This window comes from Pseudomonas sp. HOU2, assembly GCF_040729435.1.
GTDB lineage: Bacteria > Pseudomonadota > Gammaproteobacteria > Pseudomonadales > Pseudomonadaceae > Aquipseudomonas.
Genome location: NZ_CP160398.1, coordinates 681,644 through 706,059 on the forward strand (window position 1 = coordinate 681,644; position 24,416 = coordinate 706,059).

A 24,416-nucleotide genomic window follows, 5' to 3' on the forward strand; every position below is an offset into this window, starting at 1 on the left:
GTGTGGGGACGCGGTCCCCGGCACGTATTTTTTCTGCATGAGAGCGTTCGATGCTGCGCATTTCCCTGCTGTCCCTCGCCGTGTTGTTGGCCGGTTGTTCATTGATTCCCGAGTACCAGCGCCCTGCTTCACCGAGCGCTGCGCAGTACCCGCAAGGCGTGGTTTACCCGGCACCGACACCCGGCGCAGCGCGCACTGAAGACTGGCGCACGCTGTTCAACGACCCGGCGCTGCAACAGTTGATCGAGAGTGCGCTGATGAACAATCGCGATCTGCGGGTGGCGGCGCTGAACGTCGAGGCGTTCCAGGCGCAGTACCGGATTCAGCGCGCCGATCTGCTGCCGGCGGTGTCGGCCAATGCCAGCGAGTCGCGCCAACGCCTGCCGCCCAGCGTGACCGGCAGCAAAGCCATGATCAATTCGACCTATGCGGTGAACCTGGGCGTCAGTGCCTATGAACTGGATTTTTTCGGCCGGGTGCGCAGCCTCAGCGAGCAGGCGCTGCAAACCTGGCTGGCGACCGAACAGGCGCGGCGCAGCGCCGAGCTGAGTCTGGTGGCCAACGTCGCCAATGCCTACCTGACCTGGCGCGCCGATCAGGAGTTGCTCGAACTGACGCGCCAGACCCTGGCCGCGGATGAGCAAAGCTTGCACCTGACCACACGCAACCGTGAGGCCGGCAAGTCTTCGGCGCTGGAACAGGCGCAGGCGCAAACCAGCGTCGACAGTTCGCGAGCCAATCTGGCGCGATACAAACGTCAGGTGGCGCAGGATCTGAACGGCCTGACGCTGCTGGTCGGGGCTCAGGTTCCCGAGAAACTGCCTGCGCAGCCGCTGTCCAGCGATCTGGTGCAACAACTGCCGGCCGGGTTGCCATCGGATCTGCTGCAACGGCGCCCGGACATACTGCAGGCCGAGTACCAACTGAAAGCGGCCAACGCCAATATCGGCGCGGCGCGCGCGGCGTTTTTCCCCAGTGTCAGCCTGACCGCCAGCGCCGGTACCTCCAGCCGCGACCTGTCCGGGCTGTTCAGCGCCGGCTCCGGGGCGTGGACGTTCCAGCCGCAAATCAACTTGCCGATTTTCAACGCCGGCAGCCTGCGCGCGAGCCTGGATTATTCGAAATTGCAGAAGGACGTCGCGGTTGCCGAATACGAGAAATCGATTCAAACCGCGTTTCAGGAAGTCGCCGACGGGCTGGCGGCGCGCAGCACTTATCAGCAGCAATTGCAGGCGCAGCGCGATCTGGTGCAGGCCACTCAGGACTACTACAACCTGGCGCAACACCGTTATCAGAATGGCGTCGACAGCAGCCTGACGTTTCTCGATGCGCAACGTTCACTGTTCAGTTCACAGCAGGGGCTGATCACTGATCGGCTGGCGCAGCTGGTTGCCGAGGTCAACCTGTACACCGCGCTGGGCGGCGGCTGGCGGGCGGATGAGGCGAATGTTCAGTAGTCCGTCGTCACTTTTTCTTACACCTTTTGTCGCCCGATCCTGCGCCGCGCGGCGATCCGTGGCCGGCGTCTGCCGTCAGTTTGGTATCATGCGCCGCTTTTACGGTTAACCCCCCGCCAGTCCTGCCGACTGACGGGCTGCAAAAGGCGGTATTAGATGACGGCTTTGTTGACTCGCCGCAAGGTGCTTGCGGGAATGGGCGTGCTGGGCCTGGGCCTGCTCGCGGGCTGCGACACCCGTGGCCAACTGTCGTACAAGTACGGCAAGGACCTGAGTGACAAGATCCTCGGACGCACCTTCAAGCTGAAGAACACCGACGGCGAAACCATGACGCTGTCGAGCTTTCGCGGGATGATGCCGATGATCTTCTTCGGCTTCACCCAATGCCCGGCGGTGTGCCCGACCACCCTCGCCCGCGCCGCGCAAATCAAGAAGCTGATGGGCAAGGACGGCGACCGTCTGCAGGTGATCTTCATCACCCTCGACCCGGAACGCGACACGCCGCAGATCCTCGACGCCTACGTCAAAGCTTTCGATCCGAGCTTTGTCGCGCTGTACGGCACGCTGGAAGAAACACAGGCCACCGCCAAGGAATTCGACGTGTTCTTCGAGAAGGTGCCGGCCGGCGACACCTATACCATCTCCCACACGTCCACCAGTTACGTCTACGACTCGCGCGGCCAGCTGCGCCTGGGTCTGTCTGTATCGCTTTCGGCACAAGAGTGCACGGAAGATTTGCTCACCGTTATGGAGGTCTGCTGATGCACCCCGTTTTGAACAACATCAAACGCGCCGTTTTCGCTGTGTCCCTGCTGGGCCTGGCTTTTCAGGCCAGCGCTCAGACCAAGGTCGACGACGCCTGGGTGCGTGCGACCGTGCCGACCCAATCGGCCAGCGGCGCGTTCATGACCGTCACCGCGGACAGCGACAGCAAACTGCTGAGCGTGGCCTCGCCGGTGGCCAAAGATGTGCAGATCCACGAAATGTCGATGAAGAACGACGTGATGAGCATGGGCCCGGTCAAGTCGGTCGACCTGCCGGCCGGCAAAGCCGTCACCTTCGACCCGAACGGCTACCACGTGATGCTGATGGGCCTGACCGGCCAACTCAAGGAAGGCGAAAGCGTACCGCTGACCCTGACCGTGGAAAACGCCAAGGGCGAGAAGCAGACTGTCGAAGTCAAAGCCGAAGTCCGTGCGCTGACGCACATGGAAGGTCACGATCACAGCAAGATGCATTGATCTGACTTTGCGGCAATAAAAAGGGGCGGCCTGATCGATGATCAGGTCGCCCCTTTTTATTGCGCGAGAGAATCACTGTCCCGCTTCTGCCAATCCAACTGCGCGGTCATTCAAGGATTTCGCGCCAGCAACCGCGTAACCCTGCCCCGTAACGCTTGACGCAAATAACGCTTGCTCAACTTCTCCAGATGCAGGTCCAAACCACTGATCAGAAGCATTTTGCGTTTGGCGCTCTCAGCCTTCAGCAGGTAGTAGACGACCAATCCCGCCGGCGCACCCCACCAATTGAAGAACGCCCCCGCCACTGCCGAGGTCGCCAGGCAGGCAATATACGCGAGGCTGACCGGGAGGCGACGAATGAATTCTTCGTGAAGCATTTTCCCCTCCGACAGCGGCGTGAGCCGACCCTCGCAGTGGTTGAACACACGGACCGCGATCTTGTGTTCGCCACCCGGCAGGCAACCGTAGAGTACCGAGATCTCTTCGCCCCGCTTGACCGGCAGATGCTGGTTGAACAGATCCAGCGGCAGATCACCCTGTGCAGTCCTGACCCAATACCGATCCTGATACTCGCCGGCAGGCATCGAAAACCGTTCATGACGAACCATCGTTCCTCTGAAATCACCGAACTCGATGACGACCTTTCCACTTGTGAACGCTTGCATGGCTATACCGAGCTGAAACTGATCCGGGTTTCGCGATGAATCTCGCCGTTGACCAAGGTCACGAGCGTTCGTTGTTCACCATTGGGGGTGTCGTGCATATCGATTCCTTGAGAATTCCACGTCGGACGACGTGCAGAGGGAAAGTCCGTCGGGCTCGAATGCTACTGACTGGCCATTACGCTGTCCAGAAACAGCCCGGCCAAGGCTATGGAAAGCTTGCTTTACATCAAGAAAAATTTTAGCCAGTATGTAAAGGGTCTTTTACACAGGAAGTTGAAGAATGAACCGGTACTACCTTGAAATGGGCGCGGCGTTGATCCTCTATATGTTGGTGTTGACGGCCTCAGTGATCGCCACGCAATACCTGACGGAAGCCAACATGATTCTGCGCTCAGCCGTCGCGCTGACACCGGTTATTCCGGCAGGATTGATGTGCTGGAGCGTCGTGCGCAATATGCGGCGCCTGGACGAAATGCATCTGCGTATCCAGTTCGAAGCGCTGGGATTTGCCTTCGCCGCTTCGGCATTGCTGACCTTCAGTTACGGTTTTCTGGAAAACGTCGGCGCCCCACACATCCCGTGGACTTGCGTGTGGCCCGTGATGGGCGCGATGTGGATTCTCGGTCTGCAAATCGCTCGACGCCGCTACCAATGAAAAATCGCCTCAAGGCACTGCGCGCCGAGCGCAACTGGTCGCAGGTCGATCTGGCGGAACGCCTCAAGGTGTCGCGGCAGACGATCAATGCCATCGAAAACGAACGTTATGACCCGAGCCTGCCGCTGGCCTTTCAAATTGCCCGGACGTTCGAATTACCGATTGAAAGCATCTTCGACGACGGTTCGAACTGATCGCCGAATTGCACGACGGTGGGCGATGCCTGAGCGTTATCAGCTCCCGGCATCGCCATGCGCCTCTTCAAAAAAGTAATCCTTCCAGCTGTCGGCCTTGTTCTTCAGCACGCCCAGTTCCTGCAATTTCTCGGCATAGATAAACGTGCGCTGCGGCACCACCGTGAAGTCGATTTCGGGATCGGTGACGATCTTCTCGACCAGCGCCAGCGGCAGTTTGGACTGTTCGACGCGGATGTACGCCTGAGCGGCGGCGGGTTTGTCGGCCTTGATGATTTTTTCCGCTTCGGCCAACGCGTCGTAGAACGCCTTGTAGGTCCTGGGATTTTCGTCGTGGAATTTTTCCGTGGTGTAGAGCACGTTGAACGTGGCCTGGCCACCGAGTACGTCGTAGGAACTCAACACCTTGTGCACGTTGGGATTTTGCAGCGCCTGATACTGAAACGGCGGACTGGAGAAATGCGCGTTGATTTCCGAACCGCCGGCAATCAGCGCTGCCGTGGCGTCCGGGTGCGGCAGGCTGACCGAGATGTCGTCAAATTTCTTGTACTGATCATTGCCGAATTCCTTGGCCGTTTCGATCTGCAAGGTCCGCGACTGGAACCCCACGCCCGCTGCTGGCACGGCGATGCGATCCTTGTCGCTGAAATCCTTGAGGGTCTTGATGTTGGGGTTGTTGGTCAGCAGGTAATTGGGCATCGAGCCAAGCGAGGCAATCGCCTTGACGTTCTGTTTGCCGCGCGTGCGATCCCACACGGTGAGCATCGGCGGCACCCCGGCGGAGACCACGTCCAGCGCGCCGGTCAGCAGCGCTTCGTTCATCGCAGTGGCGCCGGAGATGCTGTTCCAGTCGACCTTGATCTCCAGCCCCTGCGCCTTGCCGTGTTTTTCAATCAGTTGCTGATCACGCACCACATCGAGAATCAGATAACCGATACCGAATTGCTGGGCGATGCTGATCTTGCCTTCGGCCTGGACGGCGCCGCTGAACAGCAGACTGCCTGCCAGGGATGCGGCCAACAGAGTCAGCGCAGAACGTTTGAACGGTATGGCCATGACAACCTCGCAGCACGGTGGATTGGGCAGAAAGGCCGAACTCTATCGCTATAAAAAATAGAAATTAAATACCGTTATCGAATATCCATAGCACGCCCATGTTTGCCGTTGCGCGCTGATTTAAACAGCCTGAAACAATAAATCTGCCACCGGTTACAAGCTGTACGTCAGCCGCCAGCGGGCGGACACCAACGCCGGTCACGGCCTCAAGCCTTGCGTCACGTCTGCGCGAGCGGATCAGCCGGGTGTTTAAAAGGGCGATCAGACAGCCCACCCTTGGTATCATCGCGCACACTTTTATGACGGTTTGATGGCTGGAAGGTCTTTTTTTGTGAGCGTTCTTTTGCGTTGGTTGCGGCAGCCCCATGCCCGCCTGTTTTCCCTGATTCTGCTGGTGCTGATCGTACCGGTATGCCTGCGCGCGGCGTTGGGCTGGTCGTCGCCGCTGGGCTATTTGTCCGACCTGGCGATTGGCAGTGTGCTGGTACTGTTGCTGCATCGTCGCGCGTGGTGGCTGGCGTTGCCGTTGCTGCTGTTCTGGGGATTGCTGGCGGTGGCGACGGCCGAACTGGTCAGCGCTGTCGGTCGCCTGCCGAACCCATCCGACCTGCATTACCTGATTGACCCGCAGTTCGTGGAAAACTCCACCGGTGGCGGCCTTGCCCATCCGGCGCTGGGCATTGCCCTGTTGCTGGCGCTGCTGCTCTGGTTACTGACGCGCTTCGCCAATCGCGCGCAACCCGCTGCTGCCCTGCCCCGCGCTGTATGGGCAGCGCCGGCGCTGCTGTTCGCCGCGCACTGGGGCGTGCAGAACCTGTGGCCGAACGAAGAGGATCCGTGGCGCCTGTACAACCTGCCGCATCAGTTGCTCGCCGCTCAAGTGGCCGATCTGCAGTTGCAGGCCGAAGAATGGCTGGACGGTGACGTCGAAGAACCCGCGCCACAGATGGCCGGGCTGACCGACCTGGATCTCAACGGGCACAAGCTGCTGGCCGCACCGGGGCAGGCGCGCAATGTGCTGATCATCGCCCTGGAAGGCATTCCCGGCGCCTACATCCGCGCCAATCGCGAAGCCATCGGCAGCCATTATCAGGAAGACCTGATGCCCAACCTCAGCCGCTGGGCCGAGCGCGGCATGAACACCCCGGATTACGTGCTGCATACGCACCAGACCATTCGCGGCCTGTACGCCATGCTCTGCGGCGATTACGACAAGCTCAACAACGGCACGCCCAAAGGTGTGGAGATGCTCACCCAGCAGGAGCGCAATCAGGCCTGCCTGCCGGCGCAACTGCGGCAGAACGGCTTCAGCACCCATTACCTGCAAGGCGCCGGCCTGCGTTTCATGGCCAAAGACAAAATCATGCCGCACATCGGCTTCGATGCGACCCATGGTCTGGAATGGTTCACTAACGCCAATTATCTGGAGTTCCCGTGGGGCAAGGATGACAAGGCGTTCTTCGAAGGCGCGCTGGATTACGTTGGCCAACTGAAGAAGCAGAAAAAGCCGTGGATGCTCACCCTGTTGACCGTCGGCACCCACCAGCCCTACTCCGCACCGGAAGAATATCTGGCGCGCTACGAGACGCCGAAACAGGCCGCCGTCGGTTATCTCGACGATGCCTTGGAGCAGTTCCTCAGCGGTCTCGAACGCCAAGGCGTGCTCAAGGACACGCTGGTGGTGATCACCTCGGACGAATCCCACGGCATTGATGGCGTGCGTCTGGCGTCATCGTGGGGTTTCAATCTGACCCTGGCGCCGGAGCACGAGCAACTGCCGCGATTGAATGCCGGGGTCTACGGTCATGTCGATCTGAGCGCATCGATCCTCGACTATTTCGATCTGCCGGTGCCATCGGCGCTGAGCGGCCGTTCGCTGTTCCGTGACTACGAAAGCGGACGCGAAATCATGTCCTACACCAACGGCAAGCTGCGCTATCACAACGGTCAGGGGATCTTTTCCGAGTGCGATATGCCGCGCCGTTGCCGCTACTACGAAAGCGCCGGTTTCATTGCCGAGCGCGCCACCTTCAAGGGCACTGAAAGCAGCCAGCAGGCCCGACAGATTGCCGCGCGGGCCATGGCGCTGGACCTGTCGCTGCTGCGCACGCCACTCAATCAGCGTTACCAGTTCGGCAGCAACAACGTCATCCCGCTGCAGGCACAGATCAACGATGACTGGGCCGACAACCTGATCGGTGCGCAATACCTGGAAATGCCCAAGGGTTCGCACACCCGCGTGCGCCTGACCGTGCGCTCGGTGGATCCGCAGCAGGCGGCGTACATCCAGCTCAAGGCCAAGGAGTTCGAACAGGACGTGCAACTGGGCCTGCCGACCGAGATGGTCGCCACGGCCGATCAGCCGCTGGAGATGGATTTCAGCTTCGACAACCCGCAACAGCGCAAGGCCTTCTCGTTCCACTTGCTGGGTTATGGGTTGGGCGCGGTCGAGGTCACGGATTTCAGTGTGATTACTGAATTGCCGGGGCAGGAAGATCCGCTGGATGTTTTGCCGGATGATGACACCGCGCAGTCAAGCTGATGCCCCCTGTAGGAGCTGCCGCAGGCTGCGATCTTTTGATCTTGATCTTGAAAAATACAAGATCAAAAGATCGCAGCCTGTGGCAGCTCCTACACGGGGGGGCGATGGGCTATCAGAACGTCGTGCGTAATCCCACCTGGATGCTGCGCCCTTGCGCCGGTGCAACATCGCGCAGGATCGAGCTGGCGTAGCGCACGGTCTGGTTGGTCAGGTTCTCGGCGTTGACGAAGGCCAGCCATTTGCTCTGGCCGACATCGAAGTGATACCCCACATTCGCCCCCAGCGTGGTGTAGCCATCGGTGCTGCTTTCGTTGTCGGGCACACGATGTTGCGAGCTGGCGTGTTCGATATCGATCCGTGCCTGCCAGCGATCCAGTTCCCACAGCAAGCCGCTGTTCAAGCGTAACGGCGCGATGCGCGGCAGATCCTGACCGTTATCGAGGTTCTTGGCGCGGGTGTAATCGCCCGACAGCTCCAAAGCAAACTTGCCGTAGGCATTTTCGCCAAGCGTCCAGCGATCCTGTGCCTCGATGCCGCTGAAGCGGGCACGCACGCCCGAGTAGCGGTATTCGGGAATTCCGCCGGCACCCTCTTCGCCTTCGTCATTCAATGTGCGGCCGGTGCCGAGCAAGCCAATGTAATTGGAGAAGTGGCTGTAAAACACGCCGACGCTGCCCTTGTGCGTGCCGTTGTCGAAACGCAATGCGAGGTCGCTGGACACAGCTTTTTCTTTCGACAGACCGGCATCGCCGACTTCATAGGTGCCGGTCGCGACGTGGGCACCGTTGGCGTACAACTCGTAGAACGTGGGTGCGCGCTCGGTGTAGCCCAGTGTCGCGGCGACCGACCAGATCGGCGTCAATGTGTACACCGCGCCGGACGACAGGCTGCCGGCGGTGAAACTGCTCGACTTGTCGGCATTGGCAAAGCGTTCGTTGCCTTTGGCATCCGGGTCGACTGTGGTGTGCTCCAATCGGCCGCCGAGGGTGAACAGCAGACGCTCGGTGGCCTGTAATTCCTCCAGAATGAACAGCGCGCCGGCATCGGTATCGGTGTGCGGCACGAAGGCTTCTTCGCCCAGCGCCGAGAATTCGTTGCGACTGACCTGAGCGCCGATCACCCCGTTGAACGGTCCCAGGGGCTGATGCCGGGCCTCAACCCGCGCTTCGTAGCCCTTGTTCTTGAAGGTGGTGCCGACTTCACCGCCCTCGATTTCCCGATGCTCATAATCGGTATAACCGGCGTCGAATTTGACCGAGCTGAACGGTCCGTCGAGGTTGCGGATTTCCGAGGCGAACGCGTAGTGCTCCTGCTCCATGCGAATACGCACATCGTCTTCGGCGGGCGAGCCGTAGTTCGAATCGTAATTGCTGTAGGACAGACCGGCGTATCCGTCATCCCAGGTGTAGGAACCGCCGACGGCGCCGCCATCCTGACGACCGTCGCTGTTGGCCAGCCGATGCTTGCGCGAGTCGCCGTCGTCGCTGGCGCGTGCCGCGCCGGTCTTGGCGTAGCCGGGAATCTTCAGGTCATTGAACTCGCGGGCGCTGGCGTCCAGGTGCAAGGCGAACTGCCCGTTGCCAGCCTCCAGTTTCCCGGCGCTGCTGCGGGTGGTGTCGGCGCCGCCGTAACGCAACTCGCCCGCACCGTGAATGCCGTCGATGGCTTCGGTGGGGATGCGGTTATCGAAGGTGTTGACCACCCCGCCGATCGCGCTGCCGCCGTAAAGCAGCGCCGCTGGGCCACGGACGATTTCAATGCGCTCGACGTTGACCGGATCCAGCGGCACCGCGTGGTCGTAGGACAGCGACGAGGCGTCCAGCGCGCCGACGCCGTTACGCAGGATGCGAATGCGGTCACCGTCCTGACCGCGAATGATCGGCCGACTCGCACCCGGGCCGAAGTATGACGAGGACACGCCGGGCTGCCTGTTCAGCGTCTCGCCGAGGCTGCCCTTCTGCTGCAACGTGAGGTCGTCGCCGCTGAGCACGGTCGAGGGCGATGCGAGGGTCTGGCTGCCTAAAGGATTGCCGGTGATGATTTGTGGTTGCAGTTCGAGCGGTTCGGCGGCGAACACCGGTGAGGCAATCAGCAGCGCGGCGGCCAGAGGCGTCAGGCGTCGTTGAAGGGGTTGGGAACGGGCAGGCATTTCAGAACTTCCGTGAGCAGAAAAGTGAGGATCGCTGCCGGCGCTTGGCAAATAACGCTGGCAGAAACAGAATGAAATCTTTTTTATGTTATACAATAACATTTCTTTCTGTCATCACGATTCTTGCAATTCGTTTTGCAGCGAGCGCTCAAGCACGCAGTTTCTGGCTCGAATCGGAGCCTGCAGCGACCTGTCCGAGTAGGGGTAATGCTGAAAGACTGCGGCTATCAAGCTCCAATAGTCGGCCTATTAGCTGACTGCCCGAGTCGGGTCTAGCCTTACTAGTCCGAAGTCGGCACGAGCCGGCCGTACAAGACCTGATAAGGACCCGAACATGGCAAACGAATCGAAATGCCCGTTCAACCACGCCGCCGGTGGTGGTACGACGAACCGTGACTGGTGGCCGAATCAACTGAACCTGAAGATCCTCAGCCAGCACTCGCCCAAGTCCGATCCGCTGGGCAAGGACTTCGACTACGCCAAAGCCTTCCAGAGCCTGGACTTTCAGGCCCTGAAACAAGACCTGCGCGCGCTGATGACCGATTCCCAGGATTGGTGGCCCGCCGACTTCGGCCACTACGGGCCGCTGTTCATCCGCATGGCCTGGCACAGCGCCGGCACCTATCGCACTGCCGATGGCCGCGGTGGCGCCGGCTCCGGCCAGCAGCGTTTCGCCCCGCTCAACAGCTGGCCGGACAACGTCAGCCTCGACAAGGCCCGGCGCCTGTTGTGGCCAATCAAACAGAAATACGGTCGCAATATTTCCTGGGCCGATCTGATCGTGCTCACCGGCAACGTCGCGCTGGAGTCGATGGGCTTCAAGACCTTCGGCTTCTCCGGCGGACGCCCCGATGTCTGGGAACCGGATGAAGACGTCTACTGGGGTTCGGAACACGAATGGCTCGGCGGCGACAGTCGCTACGGCAAGGACAAGTCGGCCATGCAGGAGCCCGGTGACGGCACGCTGGTGGCTGAACCGGACCTGCACGGCAAAGAGGAAAGTCGCACCGATCAGGGCGAACGCAATCTGGAGAACCCGCTCGCCGCCGTGCAGATGGGCCTGATTTATGTGAACCCGGAAGGCCCCGAGGGCAACCCGGATCCGGTGGCTTCGGGTCGCGATATCCGCGAAACCTTCGGCCGCATGGCGATGAACGACGAGGAAACCGTGGCGCTGATCGCTGGCGGTCACGCCTTCGGCAAGACCCACGGCGCCGGCCCGGCCGACAATGTCGGGCCTGAGCCGGAAGCGGCCGGGCTGGAAGAACAAGGCCTTGGTTGGCGCAACGCATTCGGCACCGGCAAAGGCGCCGACACCATCACCAGTGGCCTGGAAGTGACCTGGACCACCACCCCGACCCAATGGAGCAACAACTACCTGGAAAACCTGTTCGGCTTCGAGTGGGAACTGTTCAAAAGCCCGGCCGGTGCGCACCAGTGGAAACCGAAAAACGGCGGCGGCGCAGGCACTGTTCCACATGCGCATGATCCAAGCAAAAAGCTCTCGCCGACCATGCTCACCTCCGACCTGGCGCTACGTTTCGACCCGATCTACGAGCCGATCGCCCGTCGCTTCCTGGCCAACCCGGATCAACTGGCGGACGCTTTCGCCCGCGCCTGGTACAAGCTGATCCACCGCGACATGGGCCCGCTGTCGCGCTACCTCGGGCCGGAACTGCCGAACGAAGAACTGCTGTGGCAGGACCCGATTCCCGATGCCACTCACCCACTGATCGACAGCAACGATGCCGCCGCGCTGAAAAGCAAAGTGCTGGCGTCCGGACTGTCGGTGTCGCAACTGGTTTCCACCGCCTGGGCCGCCGCATCGACCTTCCGTGGTTCGGACAAACGTGGCGGCGCCAACGGCGGGCGTCTGCGTCTGGCCCCGCAGAAGTTCTGGCAGGCCAACCAACCGGAGCAACTGGACAAGGTACTGAAGACCCTTGAAGGCATTCAGAACGAGTTCAACGCCGGTTCATCCGGCAAGAAAGTCTCGCTGGCGGATCTGATCGTGCTGGCGGGTAACGCCGGGGTTGAGCAAGCGGCGAAAAACGCCGGGCATTCGGTCTCTGTACCGTTCAATCCAGGCCGCACTGACGCGAGTCAGGAGCAAACCGACGTCGAGTCGTTTGGTTTCCTCGAACCGATTGCCGATGGTTTCCGTAACTACAGCAAGGGCAAATACACCGTTTCGGCCGAGGCGCTGCTGATCGACAAGGCGCAGTTGCTCACCCTCTCCGCTCCGGAAATGACCGTGCTGGTCGGCGGTCTGCGGGTATTGGGGGCCAACGTCGGGCAAAGCCGGCATGGTGTGTTCACCGCTCGCACTGAAACGCTGAGCAATGACTTTTTCACCAACCTGCTCGATATGGGCGTGGAGTGGAAACCGACCTCACCGGCGGCGGACGAGTTCGAAGGACGCGACCGCAAGACCGGCAGCGTGAAGTGGACGGCGACGCGGGTCGATCTGGTGTTCGGTTCCAACGCGATATTGCGCGCGCTGGCCGAGGTGTATGCGAGTTCTGATGCGAAAGATCAGTTCGTCAAAGACTTCGTGGCGGCGTGGGCCAAAGTAATGGAGCTGGACCGGTTCGACCTGAAGTAACAGAAAACGCAAAAACCTGTGGGAGCTGGCTTGCCAGCGATAGCGGTAGATTATTCAACTTCAACGTTGAATCTGATGCCGCCATCGCGGGCAAGCCCGCTCCCACAAGGTCTGATCTTATCCCTACTTAAGCCAGGCTCTTGCTCACCACTTCATACACATCGCTCGACAACTGCCCCGAAGCCAGAATCCGCTCCAGCTCAGCCTTCATCAGTGCCTGCCGTGCAGCGTCGTATTTACGCCAGCGGGTCAGCGGCGCCAGTTGCCGCGAAGCAATCTGCGGGTTGAAGCCGTTCAGCTCGATCACCAGATCCGCGAGGAAGCGGTAGCCCGAACCGTCGGCAGCGTGGAAGTTGATCAGATTCTGCCCGGCAAAAGCACCGACCAGCGCACGCACCTTGTTCGGGTTCTTGATGTTGAAAGCCGGGTGCTGCATCAACGCCTTCACCCGCGCCAGACCGCCAGGCAACGTGCTGCCGGCCTGCACGCTGAACCACTGATCCATGACCAGCGGATTGTCCTTGAAGTGCTCGGCGAAAGTCGCCAGCGCTTTGGCCTTCTGTTCTTCGAACGGCGAGTTGACCAGCACCGCCAACGCGGTGAGGCGCTCGGTCATGTTGTCGCTGTTTTCGAACTGTTCCTGCGTAGCGGCCAGCACTTCGGGCTTGCCGCTGAGCATCAGGTACGACAGCGCAATGTTCTGCAGCGCGCGACGGGCAAAGTGCTCAGCCTCGGCCACGTATGGTGTCTGCTTCGACAAATCGCGGTTGGCCTGATAACGCAGCCACAGCGCTTCGAACAGGTTGTCCGCCAGTTGCTTGCGGGCAAACTCGCGAGCGGTGTGGATCGCCTCGACATCCGCCACTTCGCTGATTTCGGTCAGATACGCTTCGCTCGGCAGCGAGAGCATTTCGGCGACCATGGCCTGATCCAGCGACTCGTCAGACAGCACGGTTTTCAGCGCCGAGATCAGACGCGGATCAAGCACCAGGCTCTCGCCCTTCTGCTGCTGCGCGATCAGCTCCTGCAGCACCTGCACCGACAATTGCTGACCGGCATCCCAGCGGTTGAAGCCGTCGCTGTCGTGCTGCATCAGGAACATCAACTGGTCGCGGTTGTACGGGAAGCTCAGTTTCACCGGTGCCGAGAAACCACGCAGCAACGATGGCAGCGGCTGTTCAGCGATGTCGACGAAGGTGAAGGTCTGTTCGGCTTCGGTGACCGAAATCACGCGGCTGGTGCCTTGCGCCGACGCTTCACCGGCCAGACGCAGGGCAATCTCGTTGCCTTTGCTGTCGAGCAGACCGAGTTCGACCGGGATCACGAACGGCAGTTTTTCCACTTTGTCCGGGGTTTCCGGGCAGCTCTGGCGGAAGGTCAGGCTGTAGGTTTTCGCCGCGGCGTCGTAGGACTCGCTGACCGCCAGACGCGGCGTGCCGGCCTGGCTGTACCAGCGTTTGAACTGGGTCAGGTCGACACCGTTGGCATCTTCCATGGCCTTGACGAAGTCGTCGCAGGTCACGGCCTGGCCGTCGTGGCGTTCGAAGTACAGGTCACTGCCCTTGCGGAAGCCTTCGGCGCCCAGCAGGGTGTGAATCATGCCGACCACTTCCGAGCCCTTCTCGTACACGGTCAGGGTGTAGAAGTTGGAGATCTCGATGAAGCTGTCCGGACGCACCGCGTGGGCCATGGGACCGGCATCTTCGGCGAACTGGTGGGTACGCAGGTACGCCACGTCCTGAATGCGCTTGACCGTGGCCGAGTTCATGTCCGAGGAGAAACCGGCGTCACGGAACACCGTGAAGCCTTCCTTGAGCGACAGCTGAAACCAGTCGCGGCAGGTCACGCGGTTGCCCGACCAGTTGTGGAAGTATTCGTGGGCGACGATCGCCTCGACCCGCTGGTGCGCGGCGTCGGTGGCGGTTTCGGCGCGGGCCAGCACGGCGCTGGAGTTGAAGATGTTGAGGCCCTTGTTCTCCATCGCGCCCATGTTGAAGTCGTTGACGGCGACGATCATGAAGATGTCCAGATCGTACTCGCGACCGTAGACCTCTTCGTCCCAGCGCATCGACTTCTTCAGGCTGTTCATCGCGTGCTGGCACTTGTCGATGTTTTCCGGCTCGACGTAGATGCGCAGCGCGACATTGCGCTGGGTCATGGTGGTGAAGGTGTCTTCGACGCACCACAAATCACCGGCCACCAGCGCGAACAGGTACGCCGGCTTCATGAACGGGTCTTCCCATGTCGCCCAGTGCCGGCCATCTTCGCCAGGGCCGGAGGCAATCGGGTTGCCGTTGGACAGCAGCACCGGATAGCTGTGCTGTTCGGCGACCACCGTGGTGGTGAACTTGCTCATCACGTCCGGGCGGTCGAGGTAATAGGTGATCTTGCGGAAGCCTTCAGCCTCGCACTGGGTGCAGAACATCGTGCCGGACTTGTACAGGCCTTCCAGCGCGGTGTTGGTTTCCGGGTGGATCCGGACGCTGGTGTCGACCGTGAAGCTGGTGCTGGCCGGTTGCAGAGTCAGGGTGTTTTCGCTCAGCTGATAATCGCCGGCGCTGAGTTCCTGGTCGGCCAGGGTTACCGACAGCAGTTCCAGCTGCTGGCCGTCAAGTACCAGCGGCGGCAGGCCCGGGCCACGCTCCGGGTTGCGGCGCATCACCAGTTGCGCGTGAACCAGGCTGTGGTCCTCGAACAGCTCGAAGGTCAGGTGCGTCTCGTCGATCAGGTACTCGGGCGCCTGATAGTCCTTCAGGTAAATCATCTTCGGTTGTTCGGTGCGCATGCTGGAATCCTTATTGATGCACGGCGAGCTGATAGGCCGTGTATTTACGAATGTTGATCACGCCGGTGTCGAACATCAGGTACTGACCTTTGATCCCCAGCAGCGTGCCTTCGGCAATCGGGTTCTTGTCCAGGTTGAAGCTGACGATTTTGGCCGGGTATTGCTCGACCGGATAGCGGACTTCGAGAGGTTCTACATCGGCAATCGTCTGAATTGCCTGTAGGCCGAATCGCTGTTGCAGGCCTTGCAAGCCCTCGGCGCAGCTTTCAAACAACTGATCGCGCACTTGCGCCAGGTCCACCGCCGCCGCATCGCCCTTGAGCAACGCGCGCCAGTTGGTCTTGTCGGCCACCTGGCTGCGGAACAGGTCTTCGACGAAGCCCGACTGCTGGCGCGTCGATACGCGCATGATCGGCAGCGCCTGACTTGCGCCCTGATCGAGCCAGCGGGTCGGCAACTGCGTGGCGCGGGTGATACCGACCTTGATCCCCGACGAGTTGGCCAGATACACCACATGATCAGTCATGCAGAACTTCTGACCCCATACCGGGTCGCGGCAGGTTCCGGCGTCGAAGTGGCAGCGTTCCGGACTCATGATGCAGAGGTCGCACTGCGCCAGTTTGGTCATGCACGGGTAGCAGTAACCCTGGCTGAAACTGGTTTTGGTCTTGCGCCCGCAATGGGTGCAATGAATCGCCCCCAGGTACTCCAGACGCACCGTGGTGCCGATCATCGGATTGATCGGCACCTCGACATCATCCAGACGAAACGCGTATTGCACATTCGGCCCGTCCAGGCGCGCCGACATTTTGCTGATTGCACCGCGGCCAATCTCGATCAATGGATGGCATCCGACTTGAACAGGATGTTCGGCACTTCGATCGACTTCGACGCACATTCCTGCGGGCCCATGTAACCAGTGCGCTGGTCTTCAGGCAGGTTCTGGATTTCCCAGGCGATCATCGCCTGCAGCGACAGCTCGCGCTGTTCGGCGGTGAGTTTGCCGCCGTCGGACCACTTGCCGATCTCCACGGCCAGTTTCAGGCTCTCGTAGATGTCCGGGGTGATGTTGTTGATCATGTCGTTAAAAGAGGACATCAGGGTCTCCGTGCTCTTTATTCACTTAAAAATTCAGGCGGCCAGTTTACGGCGGTTATACAAACCGCCCAACAAACCGGTGAAGCATCCGATGAGTAACCCGCTGACGTGCGCGGCGTTGGCGATCTGGCCGAAACCGATCATCGAGACCAGTCCGGACATGCAAATCACCAGCCACACCAGCATCATCACCAGCACGCCACGCGGCAGGCGATACGCCGGGTTCGGCGCCAGCAGCTGGAAAATCCAGCAATGACCGAGCAAGCCGTAGAGCACGCCGGACAGGCCGCCGAACAGGCTCGGGCCGCTCCAGGCAAACTGCGCGTAGTTCGACACCAGGCTGAACAACAGGGTCAGACCGAGCAGGTTGATGCTGCCCTGACGCGACTCGATGCGCCGCCCCAGCTCCCAGTACCACATGCCGTTCATGGCCAGGTGCAGGATGCCGAAGTGCAGCAGCATCGGCGTGAACAGGCGCCACCACTGCCCCGCCGCCAGGCTGTCGGACAACGGCGTGAACTGGATGTACTCGCCGACCACGCGGAAGTCGAGGAAGGTCAGCCAGCGTATGGTGTCGAGGTTGTCACCCAGATAGGTCAGGCCGCCGACCAGCAGGCTCAGCAGCAGGATCAACCCGGTGGCCTTGGCGTGTTTGAGTTGCTCGGCGAAGCTCGGACGCTTGAAGGTCGGCGCCAGCGGGATGTCCAGTTGCTGATCGGGGTCACCGGCCGGGAAGCGCTCGTACAGCGAACGTACGTCTTCGCTGATTTCCGCTGGCGCCCACAGCACTTGCTCGCCCGCCTCTTCGCTGACCCGATGGGGCACCTGCATGCGTTGCAGCAGCTTGACGAAACCGCTCAGGTCCACCGCCAACGGCAGACGCAATACCGCTACCGCACTCATTGCAGCACCTCCGGCCGCTCGACATCGACCCAGACAAATTTATGCGGATCCAGACGTGTTTCCTGATCCAGCCGGTAGGCCACCAGTTTGCCGTAGAGCACCGCGCTGTAATCGAGACATGCGAGGTTCGGGCGGATCGGCGCCGGTTTGCCGCTGCGCCAGTAATGGCCGACGAACAACAACGGCTCGTCAATGCCGTAGCGCAGCAGATTGTTTTTTTCGCTGGAGGTCAGCGGCTTCTGCGCTACCGGCTCCGGCAGCGCATCCGGCTGGAAGACGATGTCGCCGTAGGTTTTCGGGTCGTCTTCCCAGAACTTGGTGCGGAAGAACGAACGCACCAGACCGTCGCCGCTGGTCATGGTCAAGCCATCCGGCAGGCGCATGTCGGTGCCGCGCAGCAAGCGGTCGAACACGGTGCAGGCGAAACTGCCGGGCACGGCCGAGGCCTGGAGAAAATGCTCGTCGATGCGCGCATCGGGAAACAGCCCGCGCAACGGTTCGATCAGGCTGGCATCCCAACAGGCGTGCACCACACGGAAACGCCCGGCATCGACCACCAGCGGCAGCTCGTAGAACCAGTTGAGGAAGTCATGCCAGTCGCCCGGATGGTCTTCGAACTGGGTCAGGGTTTCCTGCAGCAGACGCGCGTGGCGCGGCGTGTGCTCACGCACGAACTGCTTGCCGCTGCCCGGCAGCGCCGGGGTGCTCCAGCCCAGTGCATTGAATTCGTGGTTGCCCATGATGCACAGCGCCTGCCCGGCCTCGACCATGTCGTGGACGATGTGCAGCGCCTCGCGGATTCGCGGGCCACGGTCGATGATGTCGCCGACGAACACGGCCATGCGCGATGGATGCCGCCAGACCCCGCCCTGCTTGTGATAACCGAGTCGGTCAAGCAAGTGTTCCAGGGTCAGGGCGCATCCGTGCACGTCACCAATCAAGTCATAACTGCGCGCGGGATCGAGCATCAGTCGCCTCCACCACCCAACTTGCTGCCCCAGCCGAGCTTGGTCCGACAGACTTCATAGTAGTTGTGGTCGAGCGGGTGAATCAGCCGCAGCTTCTGGGCTTTCTTACTGACGGTGATGGTGTCGCCCGGCGCGCAGGTGAAGTGGTTCTGCCCGTCGCAGGAGACCTGCGGGTAGATCTGCATGTTTTTCGACACGACGATTTTCAGCTCACTGTTGCCATCGACCACAATTGGCCGGCTGGACAACATATGGGGGTACATCGGCACGATCACAATGGCATCGAGCTTGGGATGCATGATCGGGCCACCGGCCGACAGCGCGTACGCGGTGGAACCGGTCGGCGTGGCGACGATCAGGCCGTCGGCCTTCTGGCTGCAGACGAACTGGCCGTCGATGTACAGCTCGAACTCGATCATCCGCGTCGATTTGCCCGGGTGCAGCACCACGTCGTTCAACGCATCGCCCTGGCCGATGGCCTCGGCATGCCGGCGCACTTCGGCTTGCAGCAGGAAGCGGTTTTCCACCAGATAGTGGCCGTCGAGCACCTTGGCCACTTCGACTTCCAGCTCATCGGGGCGAATGTCCGTCAGAAAGCCAAGGCTGCCACGGTTGATCCCCAATACCGGAATGTTGTGTTTGGCCAGCGCCCGCGCGGCGCCGAGCAGGCTGCCGTCACCGCCGACGACGATGACCATGTCGCAGACTTCGCCGAGCATCTTGCGCGACGAGGTTTGCAGGCCGTGGCCCGGCAGGACTTCGGCGATGGTGTCTTCGAGGATCACGTGCAGGTGACGATCGAGCAGAAAGCGTTTCAGTCGGCGGACGGTATCCAGCACCTGGGAACTGCCCAGGCGACCGATGATGCCGATATTACGAAATTGCTCCATGGGACCTCTGCGGACAATCGAAAACGCGAAAAACCCGATTATGGGCGAAAGCCTGCGATAGACAAAATCCTTTCAGCCACGAGGGTGCGCGCGTGTTTAAGGCTATGCTCGCAAGATGATCCTGTTTCCCGACTTGCTTCAGTTGCCACACCAACTACGCCATCCCGAAGTGCGTGACCTGGCGTGGGTGATTCTCGCACCGCCGATGCTGGCCGCGACGCCGTGGCCGCAGCGCCATCCGCTGGCCGGTAGCGACTGGGTCAGCGATCCGGCGCGCCTGGAGCACTGGCTGCGACAACTCGATCGTGACAGTTATGGCTTGTTGCACTGGCTGGCGCAGGCGCGCACCCGGCGGCTGGGCCTGTATTACGAGCGGCTGTGGCAGTTTGCCGTCGAGCATGCGCCGGGCATCGAGCTGATTGCGGCCAACCTGCCGATCCGCCGCGAAGGCCATACCCTCGGTGAACTGGACATGCTCCTGCGCGACCGCGATGGCGTGCATCACCTGGAACTGGCGATCAAGCTCTACCTCGGCCCGCAGGAAGGCGATGGCCACGACCCGGCGCAGTGGCTGGGGCCGGGTTGTCATGATCGACTGGACCGCAAACTCGCGCATCTGGCCGAACATCAACTGCCGATCTCGGCCCGTCTGGAAAGCCGTGAGGCGCTGGCGAAGCTGGATATCGAGGTGTTCAGTGCGCAGTTGTGGCTGGGCGGTTACCTGCTGTATCCGTGGCCGGGCACGTCTGCATCACCGAGCGGCGCGCATCCGCAACATTTGCGCGGAAGTTGGCTGCACCAGAAGGACTGGCCGGCGTTTGTCGCTCAACGCCCGGCCGGACGCTGGCAACCCCTGCCCCGCCATGCGTGGCTGGCGCCGGCGCATTACCCGGCAGATCAGGCCTGGAACGCTGAACACCTGCAGATGTGGCTGGATGACCTGGAACCGATGGCCCCGGCGCAACTGCTGGTGCGCCTGACCGAGAATGCGCAGGGCGAATGGGAAGAGGCAGAGCGGTTGTTTCTGGTGGCGGATCTTTGGCCGAATGTGCCGGGCCAGGCCTGAGATTTTGTGGTGTTTGCACCGGACCCATCGCTGGCAAGCCAGCTCCCACAGGGATCTTCGGTGTGCTCGCTACCTGAGCCACACCACAAAACCTGTGGGAGCTGGCTTGCCAGCGATAAGGCCGACTTGGTCTAAAGGGATAACCGCAAAGCCAACGCCGCCAAGGTAACCAACAACACCGGCACCGTCAGCACAATCCCGACCTTGAAGTAATACCCCCAACCAATCCGGATATCCTTGCGCGCCAGCACATGCAACCAGAGCAAGGTCGCCAGACTGCCGATCGGGGTGATTTTCGGCCCGAGGTCGCTGCCGATCACGTTGGCGTAGATCATCGCTTCCTTGACCACACCGCTGGCCTGGCTGGCATCGATCGACAACAAGCCGATCAACACTGTCGGCAAGTTGTTCATGATCGACGACAACAGCGCCGTCAGCACCCCGGTGCCCAGCGCCGCGCCCCACACGCCGTACCCGGCGAACACATCCAGCCAGCCAGCGAGATACCCGGTCAGCCCGGCATTGCGCAGGCCATACACCACCAGATACATGCCGAGGGAGAAAATCACGATCTGCCACGGTGCTTCTTTCAGTACCTTGCGCGTGGAAATCTTGTGGCCACGGGCGGCGATCCCCAGTAGCAGTGCCGCGCAGACCGCCGAGATCGCGCTGATCGGGATGCCCAGTTGTTCGAGGAAAAAGCAGCCGATCAGCAGGATCACCAACACTATCCAACCGGCATAGAACGTGGCTTTGTCGTGGATCGCCGTGTGCGGCTGTTCGAGCTGTTCGGGGTCGTAAGCCTTGGGAATGTCGCGGCGGAAGAACCACAGCAGCACGCCCAGCGTCGCGGCCACACTGACGAAGTTGACCGGCACCATCACCGCCGCATAGCGGTTGAAGCCGATGTGAAAGAAGTCCGCCGAAACGATGTTGACCAGGTTCGACACCACCAGTGGCAGGCTCGCGGTATCGGCGATGAAACCGGCACCCATGACGAACGCCAGGGTCGCCGCCGGGGAAAAACGCAGCGCCAGCAGCATCGAAATCACGATCGGCGTGAGGATCAGCGCCGCGCCGTCATTGGCGAACAACGCCGACACCAACGCGCCGAGCAGCACCATGAAGGCAAACAGCTTGCGCCCACTGCCCCGCCCCCAGCGCGCCACATGCAGCGCGGCCCAGGCGAAGAAGCCCGCCTCGTCGAGCAACAGGCTGATGATGATCAGCGCAACGAAAGTGCCGGTGGCGTTCCAGATGATTTGCCACACCAGCGGAATGTCGCTCAGGTGCACCACGCCGAAGACCAGCGCCAGCACGGCGCCGAGCGTCGCGCTCCAGCCGACCCCGAGGCCTTTGGGTTGCCAGATGACAAGGGTGATGGTCAGCAGGAAGATCAGTGACGCAGCGAGCATCCGCAACAGCCTTTTGCAATAGAGGATTTAAGGAAATGCGGCTTACCTGTGGCGAGGGGATTTATCCCCGATCGGCTGCACAGCAGCCGCAAAACCTGCGAATCCGGTATGACTGGAAATCGCGGGGGGGCGCTTCGCAACCCATCGGGGATAAATCCCCTCACCACAAAGGATTTCTGGTCAGGTTATTTTTTGTGTTGCTCTACGAATTGTCCGTAGGCATTGATGAAATTCTGCAGAAAAGGTTTCACCGACTCGCTCAACTTGCCCGCCTCGTCAAACGCCGAACCCGCACCACCCAGATACGCCTCCGGCTGCTGCATGCACGGCACGTTGAGAAACACGAAAGACTGACGCAGATGCTGGTTGGCGCCAAAACCGCCAATGGCTCCCGGTGACACGCTGATCACCGCGCCCGGTTTGCCGCTCCAGACGGCTTTGCCATACGGCCGTGAACCCACGTCAATCGCATTCTTCAGAGGCGCCGGCACCGAGCGGTTATATTCCGGGGTGACGAACAGCACCGCGTCGGAAGAACCGACTTCCTGGCGGAAAGTGCTGTAGGCTGCCGGCGGTGAATCGCCGTCGATGTCTTCGTTATAGAGTGGCAGGTCGCCAATCTCGACAATCTTCAGTTTGAGGTTCGCCGGTGCCAGCTCGGCCAGCGCCAGCGCGACTTTGCGGTTGATCGATGCTTTGCGCAGGCTGCCGACGACTACAGCGACGTTGTAGACATTGCTCATGGAAGACTCTCGACTGTCCGTGGGAAGAGCCAGTAGTTATAGATGATTCGATGACCGTTTCACCAGCGAACAAGGGAAATTCCTTCGCGCTGATTATTTTTTTCCTGTAGGAAAACTTACAGGGCTTGATGACGGTCTACCAAGCCGCAAATCAAGCGTTTTATCTCCAGAGGTTCTAAGCAGATGGCAGCAGTACTCGTCGGTCAGTTCCATGCAAGAGATGCGGAAGGCCGCGTTTATTCCGTGCATGAGTTCCAGGAATCCACCCCGTCGGCAGACGGTTCCACTGGCTCGGAGCCGATTTACAAACTGGCCATTGGCGATCGCGTCAACAAAGTCAGTGACACCGAGTTTCTTCTGGTTCAGTCAGGTATTACCCTGACCCGCGAGCCTGAGACGACCGTCGCTTCATAACTGGCCGTTATGAGCAGAAGTCATATGCGCAGACTTGGGGTAGGATTCAGGCACTGACCCCACCTGCTGAACATGGACTTCACGCATGCGTTTACGTCATATCGAAGTGATCCAGGCGCTCTTGCAGACCGGTCACCTGGGCACCGCCGCCGAATGGCTGCAGCTCCCGGTGACCGAGGTCGAAGAGCGTTTGCGCGAAGCCGAGAGCGAATTGGGGTTCATGCTGTTCGCCAGCGTACGCGGCCGGCTGCAATCGACGCCTGAAGCGCGGGCGTTGCAGGTGGAAATTGCTCACGTCTATCAGGCGCTGGAGCCCGTGCAGCGTCTGGCCAGCAGCCTCAAGCAATACCTCGCCCCGCCCCTGCGCCTCATCGGTACCCCGCCGCTGGTGCAACAGTTGTTGCCGCAAAGTATCGCCCTGCTACGCCGACGGTTACCCGACGCTCCCTGCCGTTTGCTCAGCGCTCCGACTTGCGACATCGTCCGTAGCCTGCTGCTGCGCGAAAGCGATCTGGGCCTGAGCCTGCACGCTCCGGAACATCCCGACATCCATGCGCAACCGCTGGCTCACGGCAAGCTGCAACTGCTCGCGCCCCACGGCTGGCTGCAACCGAAGCAGAAATACATTTCCCTGCAGGATCTCGCTGGCCAGGCAATGGTCGGCCTCGAAGGCCACGACCCATTGAGCCCGGCGCTGGAGAACAAACTCCAGGCCCTGCGCCCGGCGCCGAGCATCCAGACCCGCGTACAAACCCATCAAATGATGCGCAGCATGGTCGAGGCCGGTGAAGGGCTGGCCATCGTTGACCCCTTCACCGCCCTCGGCGCACGGGCGGGCGGACTGGACGTCTGCCCATTGTCACCGGCGGTGCCCATCAGCCTGTATGCCCTCACCTACCGGCACAGCGCCACGCCGGCAGCGATTCAGACGCTGCTGGCGATCGTCACGGAACAAGCCGAGGCGATGCTGGCGAGCTGAGCGGGTTTTCCAGCGGGTTATCGAACAGCCGATACCAGAACAGCGCGATTTCCGCGGTGTTCGGGTCAATCCCGCGATAGCGCAAATGGTCGATACCGCCAATCTCGTAACCACAACGCTCATACAAACGACAGGCACCGAGGTTATTGTTCTGGGTTTCGAGCATGATCCCCGGCAGTTTCTTCTTGCGACTCCAGAACTGCGCGACATCCAGCAGCGCCTTGGCCACACCATGCCGGCGCGCCGGTGCGTGCACCGCCAGTTCATCGATGTGGGCAAAGCCGTTCCAGTTGGTGCTGATCACCAGATGACCGACTGGCTCGTCGTCCAGGTACGCCATGAAAATCGCGCTGTCGGCGGCATTGCGATAGCTGCTGAACTCTTCGGGATCGATGCCGTAGCACTTGCGGTACGGCACAATCGGCGTCACCGCCCAGCGCTCGACCGGCTGGCCAATGACGGCTGCACCGTACGCGGCCACCTCGAAACTGAAATCGCTGCCCCAGATATACGCTGCGAAACCGTCGTCGGCGACACGCACCGACAACCCTGGGTATTTCGGATTCATGACCGGTTGCATACTCGGGAAAG

22 protein-coding genes are annotated in these 24,416 nt (G+C 61.0%); 10 read left to right on the forward strand and 12 right to left on the reverse strand.

Annotated features, from left to right (window positions below; translation table 11 throughout):
- Window positions 1-50: 50 nt before the first annotated feature.
- The 3 genes from ABV589_RS02850 (at window position 51) to ABV589_RS02860 (ending at window position 2,698) form a co-directional block, all read left to right on the forward strand.
- Entirely contained in the window at window positions 51-1,457 is a 1,407-nt protein-coding gene (locus tag ABV589_RS02850; RefSeq protein ID WP_367084774.1) for an efflux transporter outer membrane subunit, read from the forward strand.
- Window positions 1,458-1,613: 156 nt separating this feature from the next.
- A complete protein-coding gene (locus tag ABV589_RS02855) occupies window positions 1,614-2,219 on the forward strand; it encodes an SCO family protein (RefSeq protein WP_003224200.1) in 606 nt (201 codons plus the stop codon).
- Window positions 2,219-2,698 carry a copper chaperone PCu(A)C gene (locus ABV589_RS02860; RefSeq protein WP_007965820.1) on the forward strand — a complete coding sequence of 160 codons (480 nt, stop codon included), beginning with the start codon at window positions 2,219-2,221 and terminating at the stop codon, window positions 2,696-2,698. The genes ABV589_RS02855 and ABV589_RS02860 overlap by 1 nt, the downstream gene beginning before the upstream one ends.
- A gap of 110 nt (window positions 2,699-2,808) precedes the next feature.
- Here the strand turns inward: ABV589_RS02860 and ABV589_RS02865 are convergent, their stop codons facing one another.
- Window positions 2,809-3,363, reverse strand: a complete 555-nt coding sequence (locus ABV589_RS02865) for a hypothetical protein (protein ID WP_367084775.1) — start codon at window positions 3,361-3,363, stop codon at window positions 2,809-2,811.
- Window positions 3,364-3,643: 280 nt separating this feature from the next.
- On the opposite strand from ABV589_RS02865, the gene ABV589_RS02870 reads away from it, so the two are divergent.
- Entirely contained in the window at window positions 3,644-4,018 is a 375-nt protein-coding gene (locus ABV589_RS02870; protein WP_007965824.1) for a hypothetical protein, read from the forward strand.
- Window positions 4,015-4,212: a helix-turn-helix transcriptional regulator gene (locus ABV589_RS02875; RefSeq protein ID WP_007965825.1), complete on the forward strand. Its 198-nt coding sequence runs from the start codon at window positions 4,015-4,017 to the stop codon at window positions 4,210-4,212. Before ABV589_RS02870 ends, ABV589_RS02875 begins: the two co-directional genes overlap by 4 nt.
- A 39-nt stretch (window positions 4,213-4,251) precedes the next feature.
- On the opposite strand, the gene ABV589_RS02880 is transcribed toward ABV589_RS02875, so the two are convergent.
- A complete protein-coding gene (locus tag ABV589_RS02880) occupies window positions 4,252-5,268 on the reverse strand; it encodes an ABC transporter substrate-binding protein (protein ID WP_367084776.1) in 1,017 nt (338 codons plus the stop codon).
- A 310-nt stretch (window positions 5,269-5,578) separates the two neighbouring features.
- Here ABV589_RS02880 and ABV589_RS02885 point away from each other — a divergent pair, with 310 nt between their 5' ends.
- Window positions 5,579-7,810, forward strand: a complete 2,232-nt coding sequence (locus ABV589_RS02885; protein WP_367084777.1) for an LTA synthase family protein — start codon at window positions 5,579-5,581, stop codon at window positions 7,808-7,810.
- Window positions 7,811-7,922: 112 nt separating this feature from the next.
- Here ABV589_RS02885 and ABV589_RS02890 read toward each other — a convergent pair whose 3' ends face one another.
- Window positions 7,923-9,959 carry a TonB-dependent receptor gene (locus ABV589_RS02890; RefSeq protein WP_367084778.1) on the reverse strand — a complete coding sequence of 679 codons (2,037 nt, stop codon included), beginning with the start codon at window positions 9,957-9,959 and terminating at the stop codon, window positions 7,923-7,925.
- 334 nt (window positions 9,960-10,293) lie between these two features.
- Here ABV589_RS02890 and katG point away from each other — a divergent pair, with 334 nt between their 5' ends.
- The gene (gene katG / locus ABV589_RS02895) at window positions 10,294-12,564 is read left to right on the forward strand and encodes a catalase/peroxidase HPI (RefSeq protein WP_367084779.1); all 2,271 of its coding nucleotides are present in this window, start codon (window positions 10,294-10,296) and stop codon (window positions 12,562-12,564) included.
- A 127-nt stretch (window positions 12,565-12,691) separates the two neighbouring features.
- Here katG and pepN read toward each other — a convergent pair whose 3' ends face one another.
- Genes pepN through ABV589_RS02925 form a run of 6 tightly spaced genes read right to left on the reverse strand, consistent with a single transcriptional unit; the run spans window position 12,692 to window position 19,208 of the window.
- The gene (gene pepN / locus ABV589_RS02900; protein ID WP_367084780.1) at window positions 12,692-15,349 is read right to left on the reverse strand and encodes an aminopeptidase N; all 2,658 of its coding nucleotides are present in this window, start codon (window positions 15,347-15,349) and stop codon (window positions 12,692-12,694) included.
- Window positions 15,350-15,359: 10 nt separating this feature from the next.
- Window positions 15,360-16,190 (reverse strand): DUF2797 domain-containing protein, encoded by an 831-nt coding sequence (locus ABV589_RS02905; RefSeq protein WP_367084781.1) that lies wholly within the window; start codon window positions 16,188-16,190, stop codon window positions 15,360-15,362.
- Window positions 16,187-16,447, reverse strand: a complete 261-nt coding sequence (locus tag ABV589_RS02910) for a DUF1315 family protein (RefSeq protein ID WP_007919229.1) — start codon at window positions 16,445-16,447, stop codon at window positions 16,187-16,189. The genes ABV589_RS02905 and ABV589_RS02910 overlap by 4 nt, the downstream gene beginning before the upstream one ends.
- A gap of 33 nt (window positions 16,448-16,480) precedes the next feature.
- Complete coding sequence (locus ABV589_RS02915; RefSeq protein ID WP_367084782.1) at window positions 16,481-17,350, reverse strand: rhomboid family intramembrane serine protease; 870 nt, start codon at window positions 17,348-17,350, stop codon at window positions 16,481-16,483.
- Entirely contained in the window at window positions 17,347-18,318 is a 972-nt protein-coding gene (locus ABV589_RS02920) for a metallophosphoesterase (protein ID WP_097087910.1), read from the reverse strand. The genes ABV589_RS02915 and ABV589_RS02920 overlap by 4 nt, the downstream gene beginning before the upstream one ends.
- Window positions 18,318-19,208: an NAD(+) kinase gene (locus tag ABV589_RS02925; RefSeq protein ID WP_003224174.1), complete on the reverse strand. Its 891-nt coding sequence runs from the start codon at window positions 19,206-19,208 to the stop codon at window positions 18,318-18,320. Before ABV589_RS02925 ends, ABV589_RS02920 begins: the two co-directional genes overlap by 1 nt.
- Before the next feature lie 115 nt (window positions 19,209-19,323).
- On the opposite strand from ABV589_RS02925, the gene ABV589_RS02930 reads away from it, so the two are divergent.
- On the forward strand, window positions 19,324-20,274 hold the full coding sequence (locus ABV589_RS02930) for a DUF1853 family protein (protein WP_367084784.1): 951 nt from the start codon (window positions 19,324-19,326) through the stop codon (window positions 20,272-20,274).
- A 131-nt stretch (window positions 20,275-20,405) separates the two neighbouring features.
- On the opposite strand, the gene ABV589_RS02935 is transcribed toward ABV589_RS02930, so the two are convergent.
- Window positions 20,406-21,689, reverse strand: a complete 1,284-nt coding sequence (locus ABV589_RS02935) for an arsenic transporter (RefSeq protein WP_367084785.1) — start codon at window positions 21,687-21,689, stop codon at window positions 20,406-20,408.
- 185 nt (window positions 21,690-21,874) lie between these two features.
- The gene (locus tag ABV589_RS02940; protein ID WP_367084786.1) at window positions 21,875-22,432 is read right to left on the reverse strand and encodes an NAD(P)H-dependent oxidoreductase; all 558 of its coding nucleotides are present in this window, start codon (window positions 22,430-22,432) and stop codon (window positions 21,875-21,877) included.
- 183 nt (window positions 22,433-22,615) lie between these two features.
- Here ABV589_RS02940 and ABV589_RS02945 point away from each other — a divergent pair, with 183 nt between their 5' ends.
- The gene (locus tag ABV589_RS02945; protein WP_007965845.1) at window positions 22,616-22,846 is read left to right on the forward strand and encodes a hypothetical protein; all 231 of its coding nucleotides are present in this window, start codon (window positions 22,616-22,618) and stop codon (window positions 22,844-22,846) included.
- Window positions 22,847-22,931: 85 nt separating this feature from the next.
- Window positions 22,932-23,825: a LysR substrate-binding domain-containing protein gene (locus ABV589_RS02950; RefSeq protein WP_367084787.1), complete on the forward strand. Its 894-nt coding sequence runs from the start codon at window positions 22,932-22,934 to the stop codon at window positions 23,823-23,825.
- On the opposite strand, the gene ABV589_RS02955 is transcribed toward ABV589_RS02950, so the two are convergent.
- On the reverse strand, window positions 23,791-24,405 hold the full coding sequence (locus ABV589_RS02955) for a GNAT family N-acetyltransferase (protein ID WP_367084789.1): 615 nt from the start codon (window positions 24,403-24,405) through the stop codon (window positions 23,791-23,793). The two genes, ABV589_RS02950 and ABV589_RS02955, sit on opposite strands and share 35 nt — an antisense overlap.
- Window positions 24,406-24,416: the final 11 nt, after the last annotated feature.

What these genes read in the sequence shown, in the direction of transcription:
- ABV589_RS02875 (WP_007965825.1), top strand. Translation starts at nt 4,015, where the DNA reads ATGAAAAATCGCCTCAAGGCACTGCGCGCCGAGCGCAACTGGTCGCAG.
- ABV589_RS02850 (WP_367084774.1), top strand. Translation starts at nt 51, where the DNA reads ATGCTGCGCATTTCCCTGCTGTCCCTCGCCGTGTTGTTGGCCGGTTGT.
- ABV589_RS02890 (WP_367084778.1), bottom strand. Translation starts at nt 9,959, where the DNA reads ATGCCTGCCCGTTCCCAACCCCTTCAACGACGCCTGACGCCTCTGGCC.
- ABV589_RS02945 (WP_007965845.1), top strand. Translation starts at nt 22,616, where the DNA reads ATGGCAGCAGTACTCGTCGGTCAGTTCCATGCAAGAGATGCGGAAGGC.
- ABV589_RS02930 (WP_367084784.1), top strand. Translation starts at nt 19,324, where the DNA reads ATGATCCTGTTTCCCGACTTGCTTCAGTTGCCACACCAACTACGCCAT.
- ABV589_RS02935 (WP_367084785.1), bottom strand. Translation starts at nt 21,689, where the DNA reads ATGCTCGCTGCGTCACTGATCTTCCTGCTGACCATCACCCTTGTCATC.
- ABV589_RS02915 (WP_367084782.1), bottom strand. Translation starts at nt 17,350, where the DNA reads ATGAGTGCGGTAGCGGTATTGCGTCTGCCGTTGGCGGTGGACCTGAGC.
- pepN (WP_367084780.1), bottom strand. Translation starts at nt 15,349, where the DNA reads ATGCGCACCGAACAACCGAAGATGATTTACCTGAAGGACTATCAGGCG.
- ABV589_RS02955 (WP_367084789.1), bottom strand. Translation starts at nt 24,405, where the DNA reads ATGCAACCGGTCATGAATCCGAAATACCCAGGGTTGTCGGTGCGTGTC.
- ABV589_RS02910 (WP_007919229.1), bottom strand. Translation starts at nt 16,447, where the DNA reads ATGTCCTCTTTTAACGACATGATCAACAACATCACCCCGGACATCTAC.
- ABV589_RS02940 (WP_367084786.1), bottom strand. Translation starts at nt 22,432, where the DNA reads ATGAGCAATGTCTACAACGTCGCTGTAGTCGTCGGCAGCCTGCGCAAA.
- ABV589_RS02880 (WP_367084776.1), bottom strand. Translation starts at nt 5,268, where the DNA reads ATGGCCATACCGTTCAAACGTTCTGCGCTGACTCTGTTGGCCGCATCC.
- ABV589_RS02950 (WP_367084787.1), top strand. Translation starts at nt 22,932, where the DNA reads ATGCGTTTACGTCATATCGAAGTGATCCAGGCGCTCTTGCAGACCGGT.
- ABV589_RS02885 (WP_367084777.1), top strand. Translation starts at nt 5,579, where the DNA reads ATGGCTGGAAGGTCTTTTTTTGTGAGCGTTCTTTTGCGTTGGTTGCGG.
- ABV589_RS02925 (WP_003224174.1), bottom strand. Translation starts at nt 19,208, where the DNA reads ATGGAGCAATTTCGTAATATCGGCATCATCGGTCGCCTGGGCAGTTCC.
- ABV589_RS02860 (WP_007965820.1), top strand. Translation starts at nt 2,219, where the DNA reads ATGCACCCCGTTTTGAACAACATCAAACGCGCCGTTTTCGCTGTGTCC.
- ABV589_RS02865 (WP_367084775.1), bottom strand. Translation starts at nt 3,363, where the DNA reads ATGCAAGCGTTCACAAGTGGAAAGGTCGTCATCGAGTTCGGTGATTTC.
- ABV589_RS02920 (WP_097087910.1), bottom strand. Translation starts at nt 18,318, where the DNA reads ATGCTCGATCCCGCGCGCAGTTATGACTTGATTGGTGACGTGCACGGA.
- katG (WP_367084779.1), top strand. Translation starts at nt 10,294, where the DNA reads ATGGCAAACGAATCGAAATGCCCGTTCAACCACGCCGCCGGTGGTGGT.
- ABV589_RS02855 (WP_003224200.1), top strand. Translation starts at nt 1,614, where the DNA reads ATGACGGCTTTGTTGACTCGCCGCAAGGTGCTTGCGGGAATGGGCGTG.
- ABV589_RS02870 (WP_007965824.1), top strand. Translation starts at nt 3,644, where the DNA reads ATGAACCGGTACTACCTTGAAATGGGCGCGGCGTTGATCCTCTATATG.